Annotated in this window: 2 protein-coding genes; both read right to left on the bottom strand. The window is 33.6% G+C overall.

Annotated features, from left to right (window positions below; genetic code table 11):
* Positions 1–204: 204 nt before the first annotated feature.
* Positions 205–1,080 carry an IS3 family transposase gene (locus GOQ24_RS12570; RefSeq protein WP_240142877.1) on the bottom strand — a complete coding sequence of 292 codons (876 nt, stop codon included), beginning with the start codon at positions 1,078–1,080 and terminating at the stop codon, positions 205–207.
* Positions 1,077–1,376: a transposase gene (locus GOQ24_RS16685; RefSeq protein ID WP_240142878.1), complete on the bottom strand. Its 300-nt coding sequence runs from the start codon at positions 1,374–1,376 to the stop codon at positions 1,077–1,079. Before GOQ24_RS16685 ends, GOQ24_RS12570 begins: the two co-directional genes overlap by 4 nt.
* Positions 1,377–1,535: the final 159 nt, after the last annotated feature.

Raw genomic sequence — 1,535 nt, 5'->3', positions numbered from 1 at the left:
TTCTAGTTTACAACAGAAATAGAATATTACTAATCCTACCACTTTTGGTACAAACCTTATATAGTAATCCTACCAAAACAGGTAGGATTTTCTAGTTTACAACAGAAATAGAATATTACTAATCCTACCACTTTTGGTACAAACCTTATATAGTAATCCTACCAAAACAGGTAGTGGATATCCAAACGAAATCTGGACAATTAGTTAAGCAGCTTTATTACTATTTATTATTTGATTAAATTCGTTGATTGTCTGGTAGTTTAAGTAGGAGTGTCTGCGTCTTTTATTATACCACATTTCGATATATTCAAAGACTTTAGACTCCATTTTCTTTGTACTTAGTTGTAAATTTCCATAAACCATCTCCACTTTTAAGGATTTAAAGAAGCTTTCCGCTACGGCATTATCCCAACAATTTGCTTTTCTACTCATACTTCTAACAACCTTAAATGACTTCAGGTAGTTGGCAAATTTGTAGTTTGCATATTGTACTCCTTGGTCAGAATGGAAAATTAGTCCTTCTTCAAAAGCTCTGTTCTTTTTAGCCATTTTAAAGGCTGCTAAGGTGGTGTTTTCTGTTGACATATCTTTACTCAAACTCCATCCAATAACCTTTCTATCATATAAATCTATTATTGTAGTTAGGTAAATAAACCCTTCTTTAACAGCGATATAAGTAATGTCAGACACCCAGGCTTTCCCTGGTTCAGTTTGTTTAAATTGTCTATCTAAAATATTATCAACCACTAAATAATTGTGTTCAGAGTCTGTGGTTATTCTATATCGTCGAGCTACTTTACTACGTAATCCTAACTCTTTCATATACTTAGCAACGGTAGGTTTTGATATCTTATATCCTCGTGCATTGAGTTCTATTGTAAGACGAGGACTGCCATAACGCTGTTTAAATTCTAGATAAACTTCTGTAATAACACGTTTTAGATTTGCTTTGGCTTGTTGTCTTTTATTAACAGGAGACCGTTTCCAATGATAATAACCACTTCTACTTACCTCTAAAACCTTACACATAATCCCAATCGGAAATTCATGTTCATGATCAAATATGAACATGTAAATCATTTGCCGGTCTTTGAGAAAATGCCGATTGCTTTTTTTAATATTTCATGCTCTAATTCGACAGCTGCTAACTTCTTCTCTAACTCTTTAATTCTTGCTTGTTCTGGAGTAAGTTTTTGTTTCCCATTGCCTGGAAAACTAGCATCGCCTAACTCTTGAGCTTCTTTACACCATTTATACAATAATGTAGGTCTGATTCCAAGCTCACGAGCCAATTCTGATTTGTTTGTTCTTTCCTTAGCCAGTTCAACGGCTTGCTGCTTAAATGCAGCATCGTAGGCCTTTCTAATTCTTTTCATAATTCAAAGATAAGTTTTTATGCTTAACTTAATGTCCAGGCTAAGTTACCAAGTCCATAGGATTTTCTAGTTTACAACAGAAATAGAATATTACTAATCCTACCACTTTTGGTACAAACCTTATATAGTAATCCTACCAAAACAGGTAGGATTTTCTAG

Source organism: Myroides sp. LoEW2-1 (genome assembly GCF_009767705.1).
Taxonomy (GTDB): domain Bacteria; phylum Bacteroidota; class Bacteroidia; order Flavobacteriales; family Flavobacteriaceae; genus Flavobacterium; species Flavobacterium album_A.
The sequence above is the reverse complement of the archived record's forward strand: the minus strand, read 5'-3'. Positions and strand labels throughout refer to the sequence as shown.

Coding starts and splice junctions, on each gene's coding strand:
- GOQ24_RS12570 (WP_240142877.1), bottom strand. CDS start 1,080: ATGATTTACATGTTCATATTTGATCATGAACATGAATTTCCGATTGGG.
- GOQ24_RS16685 (WP_240142878.1), bottom strand. CDS start 1,376: ATGAAAAGAATTAGAAAGGCCTACGATGCTGCATTTAAGCAGCAAGCC.